Source organism: Corynebacterium phocae (genome assembly GCF_008693075.1).
Taxonomy (GTDB): domain Bacteria; phylum Actinomycetota; class Actinomycetes; order Mycobacteriales; family Mycobacteriaceae; genus Corynebacterium; species Corynebacterium phocae.
In genome coordinates this window covers 151,850-170,994 of the sequence record NZ_VXKJ01000053.1, presented here as the reverse complement: position 1 = coordinate 170,994, position 19,145 = coordinate 151,850, and the positions used below count along the sequence as shown (strand labels likewise).

Annotated in this window: 22 protein-coding genes; 4 read left to right on the top strand and 18 right to left on the bottom strand. The window is 58.3% G+C overall.

Annotation, left to right across the window (positions count from 1 at the left end; all coding sequences use genetic code 11):
* Position 1 precedes the first annotated feature (1 nt).
* Both F4V58_RS12185 and F4V58_RS12180 read left to right on the top strand, forming a co-directional pair.
* Positions 2–706 (top strand): NAD-dependent deacylase, encoded by a 705-nt coding sequence (locus tag F4V58_RS12185; protein ID WP_075732233.1) that lies wholly within the window; start codon positions 2–4, stop codon positions 704–706.
* Positions 707–773: 67 nt separating this feature from the next.
* A complete protein-coding gene (locus F4V58_RS12180) occupies positions 774–1,823 on the top strand; it encodes an ROK family transcriptional regulator (RefSeq protein WP_075732231.1) in 1,050 nt (349 codons plus the stop codon).
* Between the two features lie 311 nt (positions 1,824–2,134).
* On the opposite strand, the gene F4V58_RS12170 is transcribed toward F4V58_RS12180, so the two are convergent.
* The 4 genes from F4V58_RS12170 to amn form a co-directional block, all read right to left on the bottom strand.
* Positions 2,135–2,620 (bottom strand): ferritin, encoded by a 486-nt coding sequence (locus tag F4V58_RS12170; RefSeq protein ID WP_075732229.1) that lies wholly within the window; start codon positions 2,618–2,620, stop codon positions 2,135–2,137.
* 188 nt (positions 2,621–2,808) lie between these two features.
* The gene (locus tag F4V58_RS12165) at positions 2,809–3,456 is read right to left on the bottom strand and encodes a biliverdin-producing heme oxygenase (protein WP_075732227.1); all 648 of its coding nucleotides are present in this window, start codon (positions 3,454–3,456) and stop codon (positions 2,809–2,811) included.
* 165 nt (positions 3,457–3,621) lie between these two features.
* On the bottom strand, positions 3,622–4,137 hold the full coding sequence (locus F4V58_RS12160; RefSeq protein WP_075732225.1) for a phosphoribosyltransferase: 516 nt from the start codon (positions 4,135–4,137) through the stop codon (positions 3,622–3,624).
* Between the two features lie 50 nt (positions 4,138–4,187).
* Positions 4,188–5,582 (bottom strand): AMP nucleosidase, encoded by a 1,395-nt coding sequence (gene amn, locus F4V58_RS12155; RefSeq protein WP_075732223.1) that lies wholly within the window; start codon positions 5,580–5,582, stop codon positions 4,188–4,190.
* A 400-nt stretch (positions 5,583–5,982) separates the two neighbouring features.
* Here amn and F4V58_RS12150 point away from each other — a divergent pair, with 400 nt between their 5' ends.
* Positions 5,983–6,954 (top strand): esterase/lipase family protein, encoded by a 972-nt coding sequence (locus F4V58_RS12150; protein ID WP_084559607.1) that lies wholly within the window; start codon positions 5,983–5,985, stop codon positions 6,952–6,954.
* On the opposite strand, the gene F4V58_RS12145 is transcribed toward F4V58_RS12150, so the two are convergent.
* From F4V58_RS12145 to F4V58_RS12130, 4 genes are all read right to left on the bottom strand, one after another.
* Entirely contained in the window at positions 6,951–7,868 is a 918-nt protein-coding gene (locus tag F4V58_RS12145) for a Sir2 family NAD-dependent protein deacetylase (RefSeq protein ID WP_075732221.1), read from the bottom strand. The genes F4V58_RS12150 and F4V58_RS12145 overlap by 4 nt on opposite strands.
* Positions 7,869–7,878: 10 nt before the next feature.
* Positions 7,879–8,139 carry a biotin synthase auxiliary protein BsaP gene (gene bsaP / locus F4V58_RS12140; RefSeq protein ID WP_075732219.1) on the bottom strand — a complete coding sequence of 87 codons (261 nt, stop codon included), beginning with the start codon at positions 8,137–8,139 and terminating at the stop codon, positions 7,879–7,881.
* Positions 8,139–9,119 (bottom strand): biotin synthase BioB, encoded by a 981-nt coding sequence (bioB, locus tag F4V58_RS12135; RefSeq protein WP_075732217.1) that lies wholly within the window; start codon positions 9,117–9,119, stop codon positions 8,139–8,141. Before bioB ends, bsaP begins: the two co-directional genes overlap by 1 nt.
* Before the next feature lie 268 nt (positions 9,120–9,387).
* On the bottom strand, positions 9,388–9,684 hold the full coding sequence (locus F4V58_RS12130) for a CHY zinc finger protein (RefSeq protein WP_075732215.1): 297 nt from the start codon (positions 9,682–9,684) through the stop codon (positions 9,388–9,390).
* Positions 9,685–9,704: 20 nt separating this feature from the next.
* On the opposite strand from F4V58_RS12130, the gene F4V58_RS12125 reads away from it, so the two are divergent.
* Positions 9,705–10,082 carry an NUDIX hydrolase gene (locus F4V58_RS12125; RefSeq protein WP_075732213.1) on the top strand — a complete coding sequence of 126 codons (378 nt, stop codon included), beginning with the start codon at positions 9,705–9,707 and terminating at the stop codon, positions 10,080–10,082.
* Here the strand turns inward: F4V58_RS12125 and F4V58_RS12120 are convergent.
* From F4V58_RS12120 to F4V58_RS13115, 10 genes are all read right to left on the bottom strand, one after another.
* Positions 9,979–10,656, bottom strand: coding sequence for a hypothetical protein (locus F4V58_RS12120; RefSeq protein WP_075732211.1), 678 nt, complete (start codon positions 10,654–10,656; stop codon positions 9,979–9,981). The genes F4V58_RS12125 and F4V58_RS12120 overlap by 104 nt on opposite strands.
* A gap of 49 nt (positions 10,657–10,705) precedes the next feature.
* Positions 10,706–10,906, bottom strand: a complete 201-nt coding sequence (locus F4V58_RS12755; protein WP_075732209.1) for a hypothetical protein — start codon at positions 10,904–10,906, stop codon at positions 10,706–10,708.
* Complete coding sequence (locus tag F4V58_RS12115) at positions 10,907–11,287, bottom strand: hypothetical protein (protein ID WP_075732207.1); 381 nt, start codon at positions 11,285–11,287, stop codon at positions 10,907–10,909.
* Between the two features lie 55 nt (positions 11,288–11,342).
* Complete coding sequence (locus tag F4V58_RS12110) at positions 11,343–15,173, bottom strand: Rib/alpha-like domain-containing protein (RefSeq protein WP_150385824.1); 3,831 nt, start codon at positions 15,171–15,173, stop codon at positions 11,343–11,345.
* Positions 15,174–15,227: 54 nt separating this feature from the next.
* Positions 15,228–17,315: a Rib/alpha-like domain-containing protein gene (locus F4V58_RS12105; RefSeq protein ID WP_084559605.1), complete on the bottom strand. Its 2,088-nt coding sequence runs from the start codon at positions 17,313–17,315 to the stop codon at positions 15,228–15,230.
* 84 nt (positions 17,316–17,399) lie between these two features.
* Entirely contained in the window at positions 17,400–17,627 is a 228-nt protein-coding gene (locus F4V58_RS13120) for an integrase core domain-containing protein (RefSeq protein ID WP_084559604.1), read from the bottom strand.
* Positions 17,587–17,763: a DDE-type integrase/transposase/recombinase gene (locus tag F4V58_RS12625; RefSeq protein ID WP_084559603.1), complete on the bottom strand. Its 177-nt coding sequence runs from the start codon at positions 17,761–17,763 to the stop codon at positions 17,587–17,589. Before F4V58_RS12625 ends, F4V58_RS13120 begins: the two co-directional genes overlap by 41 nt.
* Positions 17,753–18,190, bottom strand: a complete 438-nt coding sequence (locus tag F4V58_RS12090; protein ID WP_084559602.1) for an IS3 family transposase — start codon at positions 18,188–18,190, stop codon at positions 17,753–17,755. The genes F4V58_RS12625 and F4V58_RS12090 overlap by 11 nt, the downstream gene beginning before the upstream one ends.
* 333 nt (positions 18,191–18,523) lie before the next feature.
* Positions 18,524–18,883 (bottom strand): hypothetical protein, encoded by a 360-nt coding sequence (locus tag F4V58_RS12085; RefSeq protein ID WP_075732203.1) that lies wholly within the window; start codon positions 18,881–18,883, stop codon positions 18,524–18,526.
* A 60-nt stretch (positions 18,884–18,943) separates the two neighbouring features.
* Positions 18,944–19,081, bottom strand: coding sequence for a helix-turn-helix domain-containing protein (locus tag F4V58_RS13115; RefSeq protein WP_150385831.1), 138 nt, complete (start codon positions 19,079–19,081; stop codon positions 18,944–18,946).
* Positions 19,082–19,145 lie beyond the last annotated feature (64 nt).

Genomic DNA, 19,145 nt, shown 5'->3' with positions numbered 1-19,145 from the left:
TATGAACACCTGTGTAGAGCAAGCCGCCCGAGTGATCCAAGATGCGCAACGCGTGGAAGTATTTACCGGCGCGGGAATGTCAGCGGAATCTGGCCTTGACACCTTCCGCGACGCCACCACCGGGATCTGGTCCAAGGTGGACCCCCAGGCCATGGCATCAATCGGGGCGTGGGCAAAAGACCCGGAACCCATGTGGCGGTGGTACCTCCACCGGCGGGATCTGGCGCTACGTGCGCAGCCACATGCCGGGCATAGAGCTGTGGCGGCATCGGCAAAGACTGCCGTTACCACCCAAAATATCGATGACCTGCATGAGCGCGCCGGTAGCGGCACGGTCACGCACCTGCACGGTTCCCTCTTCGAGTTCCGGTGCTCCATCTGCGCCCGGCCCTGGCGCGGGGAGGTCCATCCGGAAACAATCCCGGAATGCCCGTTGTGCGGAAATCTCATCCGCCCGGGCGTGGTCTGGTTTGGAGAAGCACTCCCCCACCGCGAGTGGGAGGAGGCAGAGCAACGAATGTCCACCGCAGACGCCGTCATCATCGTGGGAACCTCCGGCGTGGTGCAGCCGGCCGCCAGTTTGCCGCTAGTGGCCTTTGACCTGGGCACTCCCGTGCTGGAGGTCAGTCCCGTTGCCACTGAGCTGAGTAGGTACTCCCGTTTAATTCAGGGAACTGCGGAGAAGGTGCTCCCAGCGCTACTTTAATACCAAGTTGTCTATATAGTCGGGTGGCTAATTAGACAAGGTAGTCTATACTCTTTATACTTTAACCATGCGTAACACCGGGACTGTTTTCTCGCGGCCAGACAACCCTGCCGCCAAATGCCTCCACCTCACACGGCTGAGCTCCGTGATTACTCGTGCTGAGCTGGTAGAAGCCACCGGGCTGTCCCAACCCACCATTACCCGCGCAGTCACCGCCCTCATCGGGGCAGGACTGCTTGCGGAACGCACCGATCTCACCCAATCACGCGGGCGCGGCCGTCCCATCATTCCCGTCAAAATTGGGGACAATGACTGGATGCTGGCCGGACTAGCTGTTGGCACCACCGCCACCTACATAGCCCTATACGACAACCGGGGACGCATTATCGCAGAAGAAGATGTTCCCACCCCCGTTGCTAGCCTGAGCGAAGATGACTTCATTGAACATCTCATGGCCGGCGTCCACCGGCTCAGCACCGGATCAGACCGCAAACTGGTATCCGTGGGCGTAGCCACCTCCGGATCTGTCAGCCCCGAAGGCTTGGTCCACGCCCCCAACCTGGGATGGGACAACATGGATATAGCCCAACGCCTGCGCTACCAATTTGACGTGCCAGTAACCGTCTCCGCCGCCGTCCCGGCAATCTTGGGCTCTGAAACCCAGACCGCCTCACTGGATAACACCCCCACTGTGATGGTGCTGTTTGCCGACGACTCCTTGGGCGCAGCGCTATCGAACGATGAGGGCGTTCACACACTTGCACTACCCAGCCTCAACGGCCAAGCTCCGGAGAACACCCTGGTGACCACAGCGATTAACAAGCAGATCTCCAAGGGATCCAACAGCCGTGAGGTCCTCACACACCGCGCGCAGGACCTGGGCAAGCTAGCTGCCAAATTGATTGAGGCCCACCGGCCGGACACCCTGGTTATTGCCGGCGGCGCTTTCTACGACGACCCCCAAGCACCCCGAATATTTGCAGCAGAAGTCCGCGCCCAATTGAAAGACGCCCCCCAACTCCGGCTCATTCCCAGCCACCGCGATATCGTGCGCTCCATCGCCCGCGCCGTTGCGCTTGACCCGCTACTGCGCCAGCCCCTAACCCTGAATAAATAGGGGCACCTGCCCGCCAGGCTGGGTGCTTGCGGGCTCGGTGCTAACGGGCTGGGCGCTAACGGGCTGGGTGCTAACGGGCTGGGTGCCTGCAGGCCGTGGGCTAACGGACTGGGGGCTAACGGGCTGGGTGCTAACGGGCTGGGTGCCTGCAGGCCGTGGGCTAACGGGCTCGGTGCTTGCGGGCTGGGCGCTTGCGGGCTGGGCGCCACGCATAGGAAAACGCCCACCGCCGGCTCGTGCGACACGAACCGGCGGTGGGAAAAGCTTTGCTATTAGCAGCGGCTGGAATGGCTCAAGCCGCGAAGGAAGTCTTAGTCGCGGGAGGCAAGCTTGTCATCAAGGCGGAGCAGGCCTGCTCCGTCACTGCCAACCATCTTAATGTGGTCAATAATTTCGGAGACGCTAGCCTCTTCCTCAATCTGCTCATCCAAGAACCAGTTGATGAGTGAGCGGGAGTCTAGGTCGCCTACCTTCTCAGCAGTACGGGCAATCTCACGGATTTGCTCAGAAACTTTCTGCTCATGGGCGTATGCCGCCTCGAAAGCGTCCAGCGGGGTTGCGGCCTTAATGGAGCCAACCGGGATGTCAGTGAGTTCCACGCGATAGCCGCGAGCCAGCAGGTGGTCAGAGATCTTTGCCGCGTGCTCACGCTCTTCAGCTGCTTGTGCCAGCATCCAATCACGCATGCCGGGGAAGGACAGATTGTCCAACTCGTATGCCAGCTGGGTGTAGATGAGAGCAGCGCCGTGCTCGTTAATAACCTGGTCGTTGAGGAGGGTCTGTAGGGACTCGTTCATGATAGTGTTTCCTTACTTTTCTGGGGCCTTTAGATAGGCTCTTAAGTGCTTCCGAAAGTAAGCATACACAAGATTTTTCCCCGCGCTAGCAAGGTAAGGTTACCCAAAACTCCCGGTCAGGGGATTTTTTGGGTAACCTACCCTAAACATTATTAGTCCTGTCTTACCAAAGCTGTGGCCTGGGCCACTTACTTAGCAATAGCCTCTTTCAGCTCAACGAAAACGCCCAGGTTCAGGTAAAACGCTGTCCCGGCCTCTGCAATAAGGTTGGCGCGCTGCTCAGCAGTGAGCTCCAAATTGTCCAGAGCCTCGCGGTAAGAACGGCGGAAAGGAACGGGCTTACCCACAGAGGAAAAATCGTAGAATTTAACTTTTTCCGGGCCAAAACCGTACGCCTTCTGCAGGCGAGCAGAAATAACCTGACCGCCGCTAACGTCACCCAAGTAGCGAACGTAGTGGTGTGCTACCGCTGCCTCTGGCGTCTTTAGAGTCTCAAGATGACCCACGTACTTGGCGGTTGCGGGCAGAATCTTGATCTGATCGCGCCAGTCATCCCCCAACATCTCCTGCAGGTCGGACTCCAGGGAGTCGCGACGCTCTAGGCGGGGATCCGCGAAGGCGTCCACGATGGGGGAGCCAACGAAGGAACGCACCGCGCGCTCAAGGGCGTCATAGACAAACCAGAGTTGCCCGGTATACATGGCAACAGCTTTGTCGTCCAGCTGGCCACCGATCAGGCGGGTCATGAAGTCGGAGCCCTCGGTTGCTTCGTGCGCCTTGGACGTTTCCTCGCGCAAGGCTACGGACAAGGGCTGAGTGCCTGTCGCAATGGTCATTGGTGCATATCCTCCAAATTTAAGGTGACTTTTTTAAACTATGGGTAGCCTAACCTACCGGAGGGGGCCCAGACAACAGCCAAAAGTTTGAACTTTGAAAATACTTCTTCCGATCAAAAAATCCTCCGCAGGAGTAGCACCTGCGGAGGATGGCCAAGGGACCGGCTAGTGGCCCTCTTTATACGAGCCGTCAGCCGTAATGACAGGAAGGGCAGACCACGCGAAATTGATCCACTCAGCGGTTTTGCGCCAGTAGAAATCCGGCTGGAAGATAGTCTCGGGCTTAATGTAGATAACCGCAGACTTGACCTCCGCAGCGGTTTCTTTCAACATGTTGACCACTAAGTCAAGGGTCTTGCCGGAATCCGCCACGTCGTCGACCACCAGGACCTTCTTGCCCTCCAGCGAAGCGGTATCTAGCTGGGGATTGAGAATGATGGGCTCGGGCAGGGTGACACCAATATCGGTGTAGAACTCCACATTGATAGCTCCCATCTCTTTGACACCAATGGCGTAGCCAATAGCGCCAGCGGGGATGAAGCCACCGCGGGCAACGCCCACAATAACGTCCGGGAACCAGCCCGAATTCACGATTTCCTGGGATAGATACCGCGATGCTTCACCGAAGATATCCCAGGTGAGGTTCTCGCGGTCCGGATGGTACCAATCGGGCTGGTTCATGAAAGACTCCTTCAATCGGATGACACTTTTCTAAAGTTTAGCCGGTCAAGCTACCGGAATGGAACTTCTCCAATGGTTCTACGCAACTTGCGAGTGTGTAGGCTTTTCGGATTTCCCGCCAGGGCCTCCACCGCGCGCACGGCGCACATCACGTGCGCCTCCTTGGAATTTGAATAAAAAGCCTGCGCGGCCGCCGGGAGCTTGGGAACCGCGTGCAGTGGCAAGTCAGAAACCGACAGCAAGGTGCCGTAGGGGACGCGGAAACGGTAACCATTGGCGGCAATAAGGCTAGATTCCATGTCCACCGCCACCGCCGTGGAGGCACGAAGCCACTCCCACAACTCCCGGGAGGTGCGCCACTCCCAGTTTCTATCCGCAGTGGAGATAACGGTTCCAGTGCGCATGAGCTCTTGGTTTTCCCCGTAGACGGCGTGGACCGAGGCTTCCAACGCGCGTTGCACCTCCGGTATAGCGGGGATGGGGACATCCACATGCACGGAGGGGTTGAGAATATGATCATTGCGCTGGTAGGCGTTGCCAAGAATAAGATCCCCCATGCGCATACGCCCGTCCAAACCGGCGCAGTGGCCAATCATGATCCAAGCCTCCGGGCGCAACACGGCCAGACAATCCGTGATGGTCTTAGCGTTCGAGGGGCCCACGCCTATGTTGATCATGGTTATTCCGTCCCCGCCAGCGGTAATGAGATCAAAGCGGGGCATCTGGAAACGGGAGACCAATGTGAGCTCGTCAAGGTCTATATCCAGGGCGTCATCGGAATGCAGGGTCTCACCGTTGGGAAGAACCAACGCGGTATAGCGGGAGTCCGCGCGTACCAACTCCCGCAGGCCGAAACGAAGAAACTCCGTGGTGTGCATAGCGTAGTTGGTAAACAAAATGTACTTTTGCACGGTGTCAACCTCAACACCGGTGTAGTGCTCAATGCGCGCACACGCGATATCAAAACGCTGGGGCCCAAAGTGGAACAACGGCTTTTCCGTACCGTGGAACGCGTCCCAATCCCCGTTGATAATCGCGTCATTGACGTCATCGAGCGTGGGCCGGGGAACCTCCGGACTGCGCCGCTGGCCCAGTGCAGGGGCACCGCGGATATACTCTGGGGGAATCCGGACCTCGGAAGGGGCAACGGTGATTGTGCAATCATAATTCTCACTCAAACGGGTGAGCTGGTCTTCAAGATAGTCCCGCATCAGGTGGGGCTTGGAAATAACTGCGGTGTAGCGCCCAGCTTCATCAACGTAGCCAAAAGGCTCCGACCTGTCGATGGGAACCCAGGCTTTAACCTCTACGGTCAGCCGCGGGTAGACCACCTGCCCGTAGTCCTCGAAGTTGCCGTTTTCTAAAATCTCCAGCGCTGTGTGACGGGCACGGTCATAGTATTCAATCAGGGCCGCAACGGCCTGGCCAGCAGAAAGTGAAGTCATACCTGTTCAGTGTATAGCCCGCTGGCTTAACGCACACCTTGGGAGAAATTAAATGAGGTCCCGCCAGCTGCGCACTGGCGGGACCTCAACCCCATGACTAATCTCTCGGCACCTGGACTGGAGGAATTGGAGCGAAACCTGTCCGAAGTAACCGCCCGTGATTAGGCAAGCCTTAGCTTATACACCTTTTGGATGAGCGTCAAGCCCTCGCGAGAAAAAGTTTCTTCCCTCCTTGCCACGCCCCTCAAAGACCTGGGTAGAAGCTCCGCCTTGCCACCCCGAACAAGCCCCAAGAAACCCCCGCTGGCGCCGCCCGGTTGAGTTTCCGCCCCAGGGGCGTGGACCGCAGCGCCCCGGTTAGCACGGGTGCGCGTTGTTGCAGATAGGTACACTCGCTGCCATGGCTTCAGATCCCCTGGCTGAGCTACGTGCCGCCGTATCCGAAAAACTCACCACCCTGTGGCAAAGCGAACCCCCGCAAGTTTCCGCCAGGGCCCCGGAGGAGCTTGCCCGGGAAGTTGCCAGCTCGTTGCGCAACAACCGCCGTAGCCTAGTGGATATAGCGGGAACGTATGCGGAGGCCTCCGACCTAGCCCAGGCGGCCTCCCTACCGCTAGGTGCGCGGCTCAAGCCGCGTGGCATATTCGAGGACTTTTGGGACGCCCGCCCCAGCGCGCACAGCCCGTGGCCGGTGATTTTGCTCCACGGCACCACGGACGCCAAGGGCGTATGGCAGCTGCTAGGCCAAGAATTGCGGGCAGAAGGCTGGGCAGTGTTTGCCCCGGACTACGGGCACCGCGCCACCTCCCCCATCGCGGAATCTGTGAAACAAGTGGCCTCCTACATTGACGCGGTGATGGCGGTCACCGGCGCGGAAAAAGTTATTCTGATTGGCCATTCACAGGGCGGCGTGGTGGCTAGGGCCTGGCTGCACGGGCCCGGGCGCGGGCGGGTCAAGCACGTCATCTGCTTGGGATCGCCAAACCACGGCACCACGCAGGGCGGAATCTTAAGCCCCCTGCTTGCCATGCGCCACCAGGAATACATCATGCGCTCACTCATTGACTCTTACTTTGGACCGGCCGGCCAAGAGCAAGTGGTGGGCAGCCCCACGCTGGACCGCCTCAACGCAGAGGGAGACACCATCCCGGGAGTGAGCTATACCTGCATAGCTACCAAGCAGGACACCGTGGTGGTACCTCCGGAAACCTGCTTCTTGGACCCCGGAGACACCGGCGCGGAGGTAGACAACCTCTATGTCCAGGACATCGAACGCCTGGCCGTGGTCACCCACATGGATATGCCCATGGACCGCCGGGTGCGCGCCATTGTGCGGGCCACGCTGAAAAGGCTGGCAGGCCAAGAAGGCTAGAGCCCAAGCTCATCTAACACGTAATCAAAGGCCGGACCCACCGCCGTGCGCCACAGGTAGGTGGCCTTGGCGTCTCCCCGCCCCGGCCCGCCGTTTATGACGGCCACCTCCTTACCCGTCTTTAGCGCGTGCAACATGAAACGGTAGCCACTCATCACGGCCAGTGAGGAGCCGGCCACCAGCAGGGACTTCGAGCCATCAAGCATCTCAAAGGCGGCGTCCCGGCGCGCCGGCGGCACGGGTTCACCAAAATAAACCACGTCCGGCTTGAGTTTCTTGGAACCGCAGTTCAGGCACCCCGCCATTACAAACTGGGCTACGGCTGCGGGTGTGAGATCCACGTCCCCGTCCGGGTTGACCTGGTCATCGGCCACGGCCCAGCGCTCCAGGAAACGCGGGTTGAGCCCTTCGAGCCGCGCGTCCAGATTGGGCCTTGACTCCAGCGCCCCGCAGTCAAGGCACGCCACGTGGTCCAGATTGCCGTGCAGTGTGACCAGGTTTCCTGTTCCCGCCTGGGCATGCAGCCCGTCCACATTCTGCGTGACGATACCCCCAACCAGCCCGGCGCGCTCCAACTCCACCAGCGCGTAGTGCGTGCGGTTGGGCTGCGCCCGGTTCATCACGCGCCACCCCACGAAGGACCGCGCCCAGTAGCGGTGACTGGCAGCCGGATCGTGGCTAAACTCCTGGTAGGTCATGGGACGGTGCCTTGACAAAGAGCCGCGCGGACCCCGGTAGTCAGGCACCCCGGAATCCGTGGACACCCCCGCCCCGGTGAGCACCATGACGCCACCTTGGGCAATGAGGCGGGTGACCTTTGTGGGGGCATCGGCAGTAGGGGGCGTGGTTTCTTCCACCACGCGCGCGATGGAGCGCAGCGCGGATTCATGCGCAAGCTTGACAGCGGGGTCCATGGCTTTTAACTTAAGGCAGCTTTTCCTCGAAGAGCCAATCCGAATCTAACAACCCGTGGCGCGAGCACTTCGCGTACCAGCCGTCCGGGCGCACCTGCGCCACCATGCGACGCCCGCAAATCTGGCAATACCTGGGTACATCCAGCCCCGCGGCCGCCGCCGGGTGAAGCTTTGCACCTTCCTCGAAGGGCTTGCCCGTGTTCGGGTGGAAAATGGGGCGGTCCCCTGAAAGCACCGCCTCCGCTAGCTCATTGGATACTTCCCTAGCCACTAGAGTGCCTTGATGGGCAGATCAATACGGCCCAACATGTCGATATCCTTTTCAATCTGCTTGCCCAGCGTGGTGAGGTAGTTACCCGCAATGATGGCATTGATGCCGCCCAGCAGGCCCTTCTCTGTGCCATCATCTCCCAGGGAGAGCTCACGCCCGCCGGCAAAACGGATGGTGGTAGCAGGCATGGCCAGGCGGAAAGCCGCCACTGCGCGCAGCGCCTCACCCAGCGGCACCAACTCATAGTCCTGGAACGGGGTGCCCGGGCGGGGATCCAGGAAGTTCATGGGCACCTCACACGGATCAATCTGCGCTAGCTGGTACGCAAACTCCGCGCGCTGCTCCACGGACTCACCCATGCCGATGATCCCGCCGCTGCAGACCTCCATGCCTACCTCGCGCACGAAGTCCAGGGTTTCCTTGCGCTCCTCCCACGTGTGGGTGGTAACCACCTGGGGGAAGAAGGAACGGGAAGTTTCCAGGTTGTGGTTGTAGCGCTGCGCGCCCATGTCCTTCAGGCGCTGCGCCTGCTCACGGGTGAGCGTGCCCAAAGAGACGGAGATTTCAATATCCACCGCGTCATTGATAGCAGCGATGGCCTCACCCACCTGGTTTAACAGGTTGTCATCCGGGGATTTCACTGCGGCCACAATACAAAATTCCGTAGCGCCGGTTTTAGCCGTTTTCTGCGCCGCTTCTACCAGCTCCGCGATGTTCAGGCGCGCCGCGCGCACCGGGGACTCAAACAAGCCGGATTGGGAGCAAAAGTGACAATCCTCCGGGCAGCCGCCAGTCTTGATGGAGATAATTCCTTCCACGGACACTGCCGGGCCGCACCACTTCAGGCGGGTCTGGTGCGCGATATCAGCCAGTTCTTCTAGCTGATCATCGGGGACATTGAGGACCTGGACTAATTCCTCTTGGCTCAGGCCTTGGCCGTTTTCCAGAGCCTTTTCGCGTGCGACATCTAGGATATTCATGTGAACCAGATTACTTGAACGCGGTTCAATTTATGGCATTTCGGGACGCTTTCCTTCCGAAACAAAACCGGCCCTTGCGGCTTTCACCGTGACGCGGATCCGCGGTGGGTTTCGCACTGGGCTACACACCTCCGGCGTCAAGGCAACCGGATTATCCCTCACCGGAGCCCGGCACCCAGACGCACTTTTGTCCCTTAACCCCCTCGAAACACCGCAAGGTGTCCACGACTGCTAGGTAGACGGTGGCCTGTTCCTCACGAGGGCGCGGTCACCCGGGCGAGTCCTGAAAGTAGACGCCGGAGTGCTGCTTGCACCCCGGGTTAAATGGGTGGCCGCAGCCGGGGCAAGCGGGGCCGTAATCCGCGCGGGTCATAACCTGGCCGCACGCCCCACACATCACGGCCGGAACGCCATCCGCCACCGGCCCGAACGGGTGTCCTTCCGGGTGGCAGAGGTAGCAAGCAAACCACTGCCCGCACGTGGCGCACTTGTTGGCCACCACGTCCACCGATGAATGCCAATGCGCACACCGGCCCTGCGGATCAATAGCGCCGATGATGTTCATGTGCCCTAGGGTAATAGAGCATGAAAGAAGTTCACGTCAGCGCCGTTGTCTTCACCGACCATGCGGGCCGCCACCTGGGCGTGCGCAAGCGCGGGACCGCCAGCTTCATGTTCCCCGGCGGCAAACCCGAGCCGGGTGAGACACCCGCGCAGACCGCAGTGCGGGAAATAGCTGAGGAAATTGGCGTCCATGCCCGCGAAGTAGACCTCATACCCCTGGGCCAGCGCCGCGCACCGGCCGCCAACGAGCCCGGCTACACCGTGGTGGCGGACATGTTTGCCTACCCTAGGCCCGTCATTCCCGCTCTTGGGAATGAGATCGTGGAATACGCTTGGGTGGATCACAGCGCTCCTCACGTTGCGCTGGCGCCACTGAGCGCTGGCTTTCGGCCCAGCTAGCCCGCTGCCTTTCTGAGCGGCGGTGGTTGCGCACCGCCATGATGCCAAAGATTATGCCCAACACAATTGGCACCCACATCTTGCGGTAATCGATCATCAATACCAACCACTCGGGCAGCTCCGGGAGGTTGATATCAGGTAAATCTGGCCACGGGATATCCACATGCGGAACCGGGACCGTAACGTGGCGCAACTGCGGAAAATCAGGCAGGTCCGGCAGGTCCGGCCATGGAATCTGCGGCCAGTTTATCTCCGGCAGGAACTGCGCCAACCACGCTAAAAACTTGGCCACCAGCGGTCCGACTACGAACACCAGGATGGCCCAGCTAGCCTTACTAACACCCGCCAATATAGGGAAGGTCACCCGCTTGAAGCTAGAGGACTGCATAGCCTGATAACGCTTGTGGCCACGCGTGCCTGGGGGCGGGTCAAACTCCACGAACTCCTTGCCATTGCGGTAGCTAACCATTAGCAGATCACCGAACGCGCTGACCAGGATATCCAGGTGGGGTTTGTTGCGGCCGGCTCCACCCACGAGGGGCAGCTCACCCGTCTTATCCGCTGTTAGGCCCACCCTTCCGGAATGTAACCTGTCCAGCCGCCCGACTACCTTGCCGTTGACACTAACCCGCAGGCGCGGCGAGGGATTTTCCCACTTCCCACTTCCCACGCACCCGCTGTGCCAGCCCGGCGTCTACAGGCACGTCCTCGAAAGGCTTGGGCTCGTGGGGCCAAGAGGGGTCCAGGTCCGCGAACTCTGCGTCATAACCGCGCTCAACCTCAATAAGGCCGGTTTCAGGGTGTAAAAGCGTCCACTTTTCCATTTAAACCCCCTCCCCCAATCGCGAACCTCCGCGCTCACGCACATCCGCGCGCGGCCCCTCAGCCGCACCCAAACGCGCCCCCAAACGCGAGCCAACAGCCACCAGCGCGACCACCGGGATGACGTAAATCCACGCACCGGCGTTAAAGAAGTTCCGGGTTGCAAAGCTAAATGCCAAGCCAATAAGCAGCGGGAAACTCCACGTGGACCGGTGGATCCTGCCGTCAATTAGGCCTAAGAGGAAGGACATGGCAAGGATCAACGCCACCACGGCCCAGCCGTCCAGCCCGCTCAGGGAAGGCGTAATAACTACAGCCACCATTGAAGCTGCGACAAAAATCTTCTGCCAAAGACTGCGACTCTGCGGGCCTTCACCTTTCATTTCGTCATTCGTTATTACCGCTTTTCCAACCATAGTGCCCAGAACAATACCAGAGCTAGAAGCGCAACAGCGCGCGTCCCTGTGGCGTCTGCGTTAGCCAAAAACCTAGGCCACCAAGCCCCAGAAGCGCGAGCAAGCCAACGATAGCGCCCACAATCGACCCGGTACTGGAAGAGTCTTCCGCCTGCGGATCGGGAACCCGGCCAGGTGCCGGATCTGGCTGCGGGGCAGGAGATGGCTCAGGCTCCGGAGCGGGCACCGGATCAGGATCCGGGTCTGGCTGCGGGGCAGGAGATGGCTCAGGCTCCGGAGCGGGCACCGGATCAGGATCTGGGGCAGGAGATGGCTCAGGCTCCGGGGCAGGAGATGGCTGCGGCTGTCCCTCATCAGGCTGGCCTGCCGGTGGTTGTTCCCCGGCTGCGGCAACGTGCACCACAACCGGGACCACAATGTCCTTAATGTCCTTCCCGTGGAGGGAAACTACAACGCTGCCCGCCTGTTCGCCGGCCGTGTTCAGGTCTGGGACAGTCTTCCAGGACACCGTTGCCCCGGCCGGCAGCTGATCTGCATTACTCAACATCAGGCGGGCTTTGGGCAGCGCGGCTCCACGCGCCACTTCCTGCGACCGAGGCTGTGGCACGAAGGCTATAGGCTCAGGAGCTTGAGGTTCCTCCGGGGCGGGCACCTCCGGAGCGGAGGGTTTCACGTGGAACTCCACCTTTACTTGCTGGCTCGAACCATCCGCGTAACGGATGATAACGGCACCGGAGCGCACGCCAGGCGTGGCAGTTGAAGGCTGGTCACGCCACTTGATTTCCGCCTTGTGCGTGGGCTCTTCCGGAAACTCCACAAAGGAGTCGGCCGGCGGAGCTTCCTGGCCCTGCATAACAGGCGGCACTTGCTTGACCACTGGCGCAAAAGTCTCCGCGTGGGAGGCGACTTCAAAGGTCACAGTAGCCTGGTCTTTACTGCCATCCGGATAACTGACCACTACTTTTGCGGTTTTACGCCCTGGGGTAGCCAGTACCGGCTCATCCTCCCAAGAAACGCCTGTTCCGCCGGGAAGAGAACCGAGGTTACTCACAAACTCCCGCGCGTCAGGGGCACTGTCTAGGGCCACGGCAGAAGCGGAGGCAACAAACTTGGGTTGATGTACTGCGGCTAGCTCACTGACAAAAAGGTGTACCTCAAGCCTTTCAGAAGTTCCGTCGGCGTAGGTTACCTGTACAGATCCCGTCTGCCGCCCTAGCTGGGAGGTAGACGGCTCCGCGGCCCAGGTAAGGGTGGCACCGGCAGGAACCCCCTCAGCAAACTGGGCAGGCGCGGGGACGGGATCCCCGAAAGTGACGGAACGCGGGGTGGCAGTAGCGGTAGGCGCATAGAAATCCGCGTGCGCGCTGACGTTAAAGGTAAGGGCGCTGCGGTCCTTACTGCCATCCCCGTAGCGGGTGACCAGCTCAACCCGCTTAGTGCCCGGGGTGGCAAAGGAAAGCTCTGGCTCCCAGTAAAATTCCGTGCCGTCTGGAAGTGCGTCAGCATTAGTGACAAAAGACCGCGCGGAGGGAACTTCGGCTAAGGCGGGCACGGGATGGGGCTTCACCTGCTTGATGGCTGGCTCTTGCTCTTGGGCCAGTTGTGGCTGTTCCACCCGGTTGGTGAAGGTCACCACCTGCTCACCACGAACCAGGACGTGGGCTACGCCCCCAACAACGGAAAGCTGCGCCTGGACCTGTGTATTTGCCACATCCTCCCCCACCTGGGTCCATGTTCCCAGGTCAGAAACGCTGGCCTTGTAGACCTTCAGCAACCCCGTGTTCTGGTGGTGTAGCAGGGCGTAGACATTGTCGCCCACGGCGACCAGATCATCGGCAGCAAAAGCTGGCAGGTTAGTAGTCACCTCCTGGCCTTCGTAACGAAGCCGCAAAGGCTCGTCGTTGCCAGTAGACAACAAGGTCAGCTGCTTGTCCCGGAGATTGACGGAATGAACCAGACGGTACATCGAATCCGCGCTGGAGACCTGCCGCCACGAACCACCCTCCAGGCGGTACTCAAAGGTCTTTTGGGGATCGAAGGTGGACAACACCGCGCTGTCCCCGTTCCATGCAACATCCACAACCGTATTGCCGCCCGGACGCAGATCCGGAAGATCCTGCCCTTCCTGTGGCCCCACAAATTTCAAAACGGTTCCGGTATCAACCACCACTCCGGCGTTGGGGCCTGAACCAGCAAAGACTTTGGGTTCATAACCAAGCCCCGTTTCCACGGAGCGCACCTGCGTCACGGCCGCCTGACCAATGCGGGCTATATTCACCCTCCCCTGATTATCACCGAATGCCACATAAGCCTGGCCCTCGCGCGCAAAAAGCGTGGGCGCATAGGAAGTACCGGAGGCAATGGATCCGACCGGGGTTACCTCCCCGCCCTCTTGCACGTCCACGCTAATACCCCGGCTGGTCCGAACAGCCCGGTACACCTTGTTGCCCAGGCTAAGTAAAGCGCCGTTGTCATGATTGACTGGATCAACGCCAGAACCCGCTACCTTTTCCCAGAAGTCCAGATCAGCGGCACTGGTCTGCTTGATTGTTACGCGCGCGCCTTCCTTGGTGGCTTCTTCCACAGTCACCTGAATACCGGAGTTCCGGTTATGGGAATCCACAATCGCGTTCTGTGCAATGGTGTCTGCCATGTTCAAGCTGCCGTAGCTATCCCCTTGGTGGAGGTCGGCGTCCTGGGGGTTCGTAGCAGATACCACGGTGTCTTGGCCTGGCCGGAACACATAGAGGTAATCAAGTGGCTGACCATTGGGCCCCTTGAGCAGGTTAGAAGGCTTGTCCTCCCCCGGAACTTGGTTCACCCGGTAGATGATCACGCCCCCGTTGTTGCCGGGGAATTTATCAAGAACCTTCCTGCGGTCATTGGGGCGGTATTCAATAACAAAGGACTCTGTTTCAGAAAAGGGTGAACTAACCCGTACGGCGTAAGGTCTTCCGCTTTCTGGGCCACTATCCGGAGTGGCAAGCTCCACTTCAATGCCTTCTGGAGTGGGCTGGACCGCGGGAATCTCGAGGAACCCTAAGTCTTGACGGTGTTGTGCGAGCGGGTAGAACAACCCGGCTTTGCTCATAATGTCCCAAAACCCCACGGGACTTCCACCAATATTTTCATCTTCAAAGCGGTACAAATCCCAAATGCCCAGGGTGTGCATGAACTCGTGCTGCACTACGCCCGGGCTACTACCCAATGAAATCCCGGTGTTGTCCATGGTCATAGCGTGGATATTGAAGCGCTCTAGGTCCAACCCATCCACCGGCCCCTCCTGCCACAGCACATGTTTAGAGGTAGTAAGACGCGGGGCTTTCGGGGCACCATCCGGCAGGTGCATGACCACCGTGAGGTTGTCCACGCGGCCGTCGTTGTTCATGTCCCACTGCTGCTTGTTGAGGTTAGCTGCCAGGGCTTTAACGGTATCCCGCGCCACGGTGGTCACGTCACCGCGTTGTGCGTAGTACTCAAAGCTGTGGGGCAGGGTGATGTAGTTGACCCGGCCGCCATCTTCTTCAGGGAAAAAGTTGTGTACGCGCAGCTGGTTGTAACTGACTAGGTCCACATACTCATCCAAGGACACATAGTTGGCAAAGTACGGAGTCCCGGAGGAAGTAAAACGTTCTTTGAATGCGTCCCAGTAGGTGTACTGCGGGTTGCTCAAGTGGGGTTTGTTCAGACCGGTGGGGCCTTCTCCTTGTGTTTGGCCGGCAAAGCGGACCACCACTGCCACGTTGGCTATGTCGCTGCGCGCCGGTGCGGCGTGCGCAACCACAACATGCCCAGACGTCACCGCCGATGCCACCAGAAGAGAAACGACAAAAGGGAGACGTCCTGTAGCCACCGGGGCTTACCCACTTTCAATTGGTTAGAGCGAAAACGAAATAGTTAGATAATCCTAGAACAGGTGACCAATCACGGCACGCGCCTGTGGTGTGTGCGTGAGCCACCATCCCAGGCCACCTAATCCGAGCAACGAGAGAATGCCTAAAACAATTCCAACAATGGTGCCAGTGTCCACACTGCTGGTGGACTGACTTGGGGCGGGACTACCCTGCTTACCAGGTTCTTCCGGAGCTGGCGCGGGTGTAGGCTCAGGATCTGGAGCTGGCGCGGGTGCAGGATCTGGAGCTGGCGCGGGTGCAGGATCTGGAGCTGGCGCGGGTGCAGGATCTGGAGCTGGCGCGGGCTCTATCACTACGGTTGCGCTTACTTCGTCGAAAGAACCATCACTATAGGTAACCTTGACCTCAGCTACGCTCTTACCCACTGTGGCAGTGTCGGGGGCCACCAGCCACGTGTATGTCACCCCGGTGGCTGGCTGGTCAAGTTCAACCAACTGTGCCGGGTTGACCGTGGCGCCTTCAACCACCGTAAGCTGCTTGGCCCGCGGACTGTGGGTGCGGTTCATAGGCACTGGTTTAACAGTCAAAGTCACTGGTACCTCATCAACGGAGCCATCAGCGTAGGTCACCACCACCTGTAAGGCCTGCGTTCCAACAGTTCCCATGTCCGGCTGAACTACCCACCGGTAAGTGACATCACCGGGCAAAACGCCAGGATTGGATATCACCGATGAGGGATCAGGAGCGGTGTCCCCGCGGTATACCGCAAACCCCTCCTTGGCCTCCGGTGCGTAGACAGTGTTGTCATCGACCAGGGTTTCGCGCACCAAGAAACTCACAGAAACAATATCGTAGGAGTCCACCTGACCCTGCTCATCGACGTAGGTCACCATGACCTTGGCATTCTCCGTCCCCGGGGTGGTCAAGTTTGGGGCGGGAAGCCATTTAGCCTCGTAGACATCATCTAGATCACCGAAGTTTTTCACTACTTCTTGCGCGTCGGGAATCTGTGACCCTACTTGGACCTTGATTGGCTCAACCGGCTGCGGATCACGGCTGTCACTGATAGGAGCAGCTGGCTTATCAATGACCGTGAGCTCCACTTCTACCCGGTCTTGAGACTTATCCGGGTAGGTAACCTGCACGGTATAGCGCCGTGCACCCAACTGATCCATCTGGGGATCTTCTACCCATGAATAGGTGGTTGCAGCTGGCAAGGAACCTGAGTTAAGCACGAAAGCCTTTGCGTCCGGGAGCTCTGAACCTTTGTAAAAGGTGAAATCCTGACCGAAGGGGTTGTAATGGTCCGCCTCGCTCTGGTTGGCGGGCCTCACCGCAAAGTACGCTGTGACATCCTCCGTCGACTTATCAGGATAGGTGACCAGAACCACTCCCTGTGACTGCGGTGCTGTGAATACGGGATCAGCCTTCCAGGTGAATTTAGTTCTAGCTGGAAGCTCCTGCGGGTTAGCAATAACCTCACTGGCTTGAGGTTGCAAGTCCCCTTCCTTCGCCTCCAACTCCGCCTTAGTCCTCGGAACGTAGACCCCTGCCTGCTGTGGGATGGCGTTACAGTCCGAAGGTCCTCCCAAGGTCTGCGGGGCTACGAATGTCCCCTCACGGGCGTCATCGCAGCGCTGCGTGGACAACGCCCGGCGCGGCGGGATGGTGCCAAGTTCCAGGGAATCCACTCGCGTACCTGATGTGTCATAAAGCGAAACCCGGGCCGCGCCGGCGGGGTATTCCATCCTGGCCAACGTAGCAAAAGACACACCCTTTTCCTTCAGGTAGTCACCCCACGCGTTCTTGCCAGCGTTCGGATCCACAGGGTCATCACCCAACATGTAGTAGCTGCGCTCCCCCGGCTGCACGGTGAAATAGTGACCAAAGGCCTCAACCGCGCCGTCTATTTTGTTACCATCAGCGTCCTCGAACGCTACCTCCCAGTTCCGTAGATCAATAACCTGGGCGGTGGTGTTAAGTACCTCCATGTACCGAACGTTGACCTCACTGCCCGGGCCAAAACCTGTGCTTACCTCGGTGATGAGAACCTCTGGGTGTGGATTTGCGTGTGCAACCACCGGAATTGATAGTGAAAGCGTTAAAGCGGTGAGCCAAGAAAGATTGCGCCGATATGCCATGATGAACCTGCTTGCTTAGGAGAGTGCTATTTAGTATTAGACCAAGTTAAAAATAGCACCCTCAAGTGGCCTTTGTTTTTGTTCCTAGCAATTTACCCTGGTTTCCATTATTTCAGGAAGCTGGTTTTGGCTGCAATATCCGGCCTCAACTTCCAGTGGAGTGCGGTAGCCCAGTGCCTCATGAAGGCGAGTTTCATTCCACCATGACACCCACTGGGGCGTTGCAATCTCTACCTCAAATTCATCCTCCCATTCCTTATCATTAATAGCTTCATTTTTGTAACCCCCGTTGACATTTTTCGGCCATCGCATTGGCAAGAGCCTGCTTGAGCGCCTGCAACGGCAACTGCTCGGTGCTCATCGTCTTTGACGTGGCCCATCCGACAATCTTGCGGGAGAAAACATCCACAACAAAAGCCGTGTACGCAAACCCTTTCTTAGTTCCCACGTAGGTAATGTCTCCCCACCCACAAACGATTGGGTGCGTCCGCTGTGAACTCGCGGTTAACCAGGTCCAGACGGGTATCCTCCCTGCGGGCAGGCCGTGTAGTTTTAGGTGATGAGCCTTTGCCTTTGCCACTAATGCCAGCTAGCCGCATCAGACGTGCAGTGCGATCACGGCCGATATCAATTCCTTCGCGGCGCAGCGCATGATACATTGTGCGGTACCCGTAGACACCATAATTTTCCTTATGGATCCTGAGCATCACTTCAATGATGGCCTTATCCTGCACAGCCCGGGCACTAGGCCCCCGTGACTTGTGCATCCGGTAGCCACGCGGGGTAATAAAACCGCCCTCACGGTGGTCATTCAACGTCTTACAGATGAACTCGACACAGAACTGATCACGGTAGGTGTCAATGAACCGAATCATTTCCGACGTTGCGGGTCGAGTTCCGACGCGAAAAAAGCTGACGCTAGTTTCAGCAGCTCATTAGTATCACGCAGCTGCTGATTCTCACGACGAAGCCGCAAATTTTCTTCAACCACGTCTTCCTCAGCACGCTGGACTGAACCATCACACCGCAGCCAAACCAGCTCAAAAACTGACCCACAAAGTGGATCAATTTTCGCGCCAATCTGGATCACTTCTAGGAGACCATATACAGGTACCATCGGTACACTTCCAAGGTAAGCCTTACCTGGAGTTCTCCTGCTGGTTTTCGCCCAGTAACTGGTTCACAGAAATTTGAAAAGAGCCACGCATTCAGGTGCTAGAAACCTGTTTCATGGTCCATTCAAAATCTGGTTCTGAAGAAACCTCGAAGCCTTCAGGATATCCCCCGTATAGGATGTACATTTTTTCAATCTCTTCACCTGCATCGGTGAAAAATTTTGATGGGAACAGTACGGAGAATCCTTCGAATCCGGAAGAATTCTCTTTTGCCCACTCTATGACTTCTAAAACGTCCTCTGCGTCAAAAATTCTGCACTTTTCTTCTACTGAAAAAGTTTTTTCCGTTTGACGATTCCAGAAGAATACGCAGTAGTCAGGTTTACGCAGCTCACCAGAGAAATCATCATCAGGAGTCGCTATAACACCTTCAAGTTTTTTCTCTATCTTCATTTTTTAATCCTCTCTTACCAGATTTTCTCGGTTGATTGGGTTCGGCGAATTCAGAAATTCTTATACTCCGGTGCCACTGAGTGCTTTTGCATAACGATGAACAGTTCCTACTGAGTAGCCGGTTTGCTCAGCGATGGCTCTGATACTCATGCCTTTTGAGCGTAACTCTAAAACGCGTTTTTCTTTTTTCTGCTTCAGCTAAGAATTCTTCTCTTGGTTCGCTTGTCCAACGTTGTGCTGTTCTAACGCTTCTGCCAGCACG